The organism is Streptomyces sp. SPB074 (assembly GCF_000154905.1).
GTDB lineage: Bacteria > Actinomycetota > Actinomycetes > Streptomycetales > Streptomycetaceae > Streptomyces.
Genome location: NZ_GG770539.1, coordinates 269495 through 273582, shown reverse-complemented (window position 1 = coordinate 273582; position 4088 = coordinate 269495). Strand labels below are relative to the sequence as shown.

Genomic DNA, 4088 nt, shown 5'->3' with positions numbered 1-4088 from the left:
CGCGGCCCCCTCGCGCTGTGTCCGGCGGAACCGGTGTCAGGCCATGGTGGTCACACAGAACGGGTGACCGGCCGGGTCGATCAGGACGACCCACTTCTCGCCGCCCGGCTGGTGCTCCGGCTTGGTGGCACCGAGCGAGGTCAGCCGCTCCACCGCCTCGCCCAGGTCGCTGACGCTGAAGTCGAGGTGCATCTGCTTGTCGTCACCCGGCCACGAGGGCTGCTTGAGGCTCTCGACCCGCTGGAAACCGATGCGGCTGGACCCGTCCGGCGTACCGATGTAGGCGAAGTCCTCGCTCGCGAAGAGCGTCTGCCAGCCGGTGACGGCGTTGTAGAACTCCGCCAGGGCCTTCGGGTCCTGCGCGTCGAGGGTGACCGCTGCCAGCTGCCCAATGGGGGACATGAAAAGTTTCCTTCCTCGGGACGATACTCCGTCACGGAGCGCAACTTCCGCGTGCGTCTCCGGCGTTCGCGAGCCTAGGCCCTGACCGCTCCGGGCACACGCGGATCGCCGGGACTACTCGAAGGAATGGTCCAGCGTCAGCGTCGCGTGACCGTCGGGGCCCGGGTTGTCGCAGAAGTAGGTGCCCGTCCCGTGCAGTCCGCTCAGGCCGTCCGTTCCCGAGCCCTCCAGCACCTCCAGCGCGGCCTTGGCCGCGCCACCGCCGGTCGTGCCCGTGATCCGCAGGACGAAGCTGCCGGAGCGGTCGCCGATCCGGCCCGTCACCCGCTCCAGCGCCGTGAACACGCTCTCGCCGCCGGGGGACAGGGCGATGAGGACCTGCTGGACGCCCTCGCCCTCGATCGAGCCCCGGTAGTGGTTGGCCACCTCGCCGTGCAGCAGCATCGGAGCCCCTTCCGTCTGCTCGTAGGGAACCGGCTGCCAGGGGTCCCAGGTCATGGTGCTGGTCGACTGCGCCTGCATGTGCTGTCCTCTCGTTCGCGGTACCCCGGTGAAGCGGTGGCCGGACTGCCGACGGGATCAGCCGGATTCTCCGGCTTTCGCTCCGCGGGCTCTGCTCACTTTTGAGCGAAACAGCGAAAAGCGTTTCCGGGGTACCGGGAGGATAAAGCCCGCTGTTATCTTCGGGCCATGAGCGATGAATTCCAGGAAATGCCCGAGGACTGGACCCGCGCCCTGGCCGTGGTGGCGCATCCCGACGACATGGAATTCGGTGCCGCGGGCGCGGTGGCGCGCTGGACCGCGGCCGGGAAGTCGGTCACCTACCTGGTGGCCAGCCGGGGCGAGGCGGGCATCGACACGATGGAGCCCGGGAAGGCCGCCGAGGTCCGTGAGGCGGAGCAGCGGGCCAGCGCGGCGGTCGTGGGAGCGGCCGGCGTGGAATTCCTCGACCACCCCGACGGCCGTATCGAGTACTCGGCCGGTCTGCGCCGCGAGTTCGCCGCCGCGATCCGCCGCCACCGCCCCGAACTCGTGCTCGGCTTCTGCCACCACGACCACACCTCCACGGGACGCTGGAACTCCCCGGACCACCGCAACACCGGCCGTGCCCTCCTCGACGCGGTCGGCGACGCCGCCAACCGCTGGATCTTCCCCGAGGAGGGGCCCGCCCCCTGGCAGGGCGTCCGCCACGTGGCCATCTCCAACTCGCCCCGGCCCACCCACGCCGTGGACGTCACCGACCACATCGACCAGGCGGTGGCCTCGCTGGAGGCCCACGCCAGCTACCTGGCGGCCATGAACCCGCCCGTCACCGACGTCCGCGCCCCGCTCCTCGGCCTGGCCCAGGCGATGGGGGCGCGCTTCGGCGGCCGCCCCGCGATCGCGTTCGAACTCATACCGCGCTGATCCGCTGCACGGGCCGGGGGCGGGGGGCCCGCCCCCACGCCCCCGACCCGTGTGCGGGGCGCCGCTCAGCTCCTGACGTAGACGCTCCGGTGCACGCGCCACTGCTGCGTCCGGGGCACGTCCTGGCCCGGCAGCTCGCGCAGGGCGGCCAGCGCCGGCTCGACCACCCGCGCCCACACCTCGTCGTCCACGTCCCACAGGTACGGCGGCAAGCGGCGCTCCAGGCTCTCCAGGAGCTGCCGGGGGCTCGTGGCCCGCTCGTAGTCCGGGGCGAACTCGTGCCGCAGCCGCTCCAGCCCCGCGTCCCGCGCCGCGGCGTCCAGCCCTTCGGGCGTGTCGGGGCGCGGCGGCTGCAACACGGCGAGCCGGTCGAGCACGGCGACCATCTCGTCCGGATCGGCGGCGGGCGCCCCGTGCACCGCGAGCAGCCTGCCCCCGGGCCGCAGCACGCGCGCCGCCTCGCGCAGCGCCCGGGGCATGTCCCCGACCAGGTGCAGGGCGTGCGTGAACACCAGATTGCCGAAGCTGCGGTCGGCGAACGGCAACGCCCGCGCGTCCCCGACGCAGACGCGCCCCGCGAGCCGTTTCGCGGCCCGCGCCAGCATCGGGGGTGACACGTCCACGCCGTGCACCTCGTGCCCCAGCTCGGCGAGGCCCGCCGCCACGATGCCCGTGCCGACGCCCACCTCCAGCACCGGGCCGGCGGCCAGGTCCCCGGCCAGTTGTGCCGCGGCCTGCCTGCCGCGTTCCATCCCGCCCCGCATCCGGTCGTAGTCGTCCGCGACCCGGTCGAAGCTCTTGGCCTCGGTCACCGTGCAGTTCCTTCCGTGTCGATGTGCCAGGTGATCTCCGCGTCCCGCACGAGATCGGTGATCTCCCGCGGCGCGCGGACGAACTCGGTGATCAGCTCCGCCACCAGGGCGGGGCGGTCGTGGGGCGCGTAATGACCGGCCACGGCCAGTTCCGCGTAGCGCGCGTGCGGGAAGCACCGGGCGGCCTCGCGGGCCCGGGCGGGGGAGGAGATGCCGTCGAACTCCGAGCAGACGAACAGTGTCGGCACGGCCACGTCCGCCGCCTGCGCCGCCGAGTCCAGCCGCCACAGGTCCACGAGCTGCCTGGCGTACCGCACGAGTACCCCGGCATCCGTGAAGGGCCGCCGCACCTCCTCGGTGAGCGCCCGGCTGAGCACCCCGAGCACCCCCGCGTCCCGGTCGTGGTGGCCGCCCTTGGCGCCCACCGCCCCGGGGGCCAGCAGCCCGAGCATCCGGGCGGCCTTCTCGGGTCTGCGGTCCAGCGCGCGGCACACGGCGGCGAGGTCGGACTCGTACTTGGTGTCCATGCCGTCCCAGCGGTCGTTCTGCCGGAACGTCGCGTTCAGGAAGACGAGCGAGGCGACGGCCCCGGGGCGGCGCCGCTGGAAGGCCGTGGCGATCTTGGCGCCGGTGCACCAGCCGAGCAGATGGGCCCGCTCGGTCCCGGCCGCCTCCAGCACGGCCTCGATGTCGTCGAGCTGGCGGCGGGTCCCCCAGTCCGGGTCCTCCCGCTCGGTGCCGCGCACCTGCCAGGTGACGACCCGGTGGTACGGGGTCAGCTCGGCGCACAGCCGGCTCAGGAAGCCGGGCCCCTGCCCGAGCGCGTTCAGCACCAGCAGCGGCGGTCCCGCCCCGGACCCGCCCTCGAAGAGCACGAGCGGCCGTCCGGCGACCTCCACGACACGCCGCCGCAGGCCCGGGTCCCGTCCCCCGCCCGGTGCTCTCCGGCAGGCCCGGATCGCGCCGAACAGCTCCCACTGGGCGGCGGGGGAGAGGGGCGGGGGGCCCGGCGCCGGGGCGGGAGCGGGTGGGGCGGCAGGAGACGCCTGGGCGGGGTCGGCCGGGGAGGCGGGGGTCGCGTCCGGCAGGCGTACCGCGTGGCGGCGTACGTCGGCCAGCCGCAGGTCAAGGAGGCGGTCGGCGGCCGTGAGGGGCGTGTCCCCGGCCACGGGACGGACATCGATCCCGTGCACCGCTCCGGCCCGGGCGAGGATCTCGGCCAGCGGGACGGGGGCGGGCCGGGCCACCGCGGCGAAGCCGTCCTGCCCGTCCGGCGCACCGGCCCGCCAGAGTTCGCCGGCGGCCCGCTCCGCGCTCAGCAGTGTCAGGCCGGCGCCCGCCGTCCCGGCCACGCGCAGCGGATTGCGCTCGAACCAGTCGGGCACCCGGTCCTCGATCTCGGTCCGTACCGAGTGCAGCGCCCGCAGCAGCCGGTGCGCGCCCGGCGGGCACTCGCCCAGGGCCGGG

Annotated in this window: 5 protein-coding genes; 1 reads left to right on the top strand and 4 read right to left on the bottom strand. The window is 74.3% G+C overall.

Annotated features, from left to right (window positions below; all coding sequences use genetic code 11):
• Window positions 1–36: 36 nt before the first annotated feature.
• Together SSBG_RS01165 and SSBG_RS30090 are read right to left on the bottom strand one after the other, a co-directional pair.
• Complete coding sequence (locus SSBG_RS01165; protein WP_008744405.1) at window positions 37–402, bottom strand: VOC family protein; 366 nt, start codon at window positions 400–402, stop codon at window positions 37–39.
• Window positions 403–516: 114 nt separating this feature from the next.
• Entirely contained in the window at window positions 517–924 is a 408-nt protein-coding gene (locus SSBG_RS30090; protein WP_008744404.1) for a DUF3224 domain-containing protein, read from the bottom strand.
• Between the two features lie 168 nt (window positions 925–1092).
• Between SSBG_RS30090 and SSBG_RS01155 the strand changes: the two genes are divergently transcribed.
• On the top strand, window positions 1093–1809 hold the full coding sequence (locus SSBG_RS01155) for a PIG-L deacetylase family protein (RefSeq protein ID WP_008744403.1): 717 nt from the start codon (window positions 1093–1095) through the stop codon (window positions 1807–1809).
• 65 nt (window positions 1810–1874) lie between these two features.
• On the opposite strand, the gene SSBG_RS30085 is transcribed toward SSBG_RS01155, so the two are convergent.
• Both SSBG_RS30085 and SSBG_RS35330 read right to left on the bottom strand, forming a co-directional pair.
• On the bottom strand, window positions 1875–2621 hold the full coding sequence (locus SSBG_RS30085) for a class I SAM-dependent methyltransferase (protein ID WP_050776693.1): 747 nt from the start codon (window positions 2619–2621) through the stop codon (window positions 1875–1877).
• Window positions 2618–4088: alpha/beta fold hydrolase (locus SSBG_RS35330; RefSeq protein ID WP_158677729.1), on the bottom strand; the 1471-nt coding region annotated here is incomplete at its 5' end. The genes SSBG_RS35330 and SSBG_RS30085, both read right to left, overlap by 4 nt.

Bases quoted from the DNA above. Each gene is read 5' to 3' on its own strand.
- SSBG_RS01165 (WP_008744405.1), bottom strand. From the start codon at position 402: ATGTCCCCCATTGGGCAGCTGGCAGCGGTCACCCTCGACGCGCAGGAC.
- SSBG_RS30090 (WP_008744404.1), bottom strand. From the start codon at position 924: ATGCAGGCGCAGTCGACCAGCACCATGACCTGGGACCCCTGGCAGCCG.
- SSBG_RS01155 (WP_008744403.1), top strand. From the start codon at position 1,093: ATGAGCGATGAATTCCAGGAAATGCCCGAGGACTGGACCCGCGCCCTG.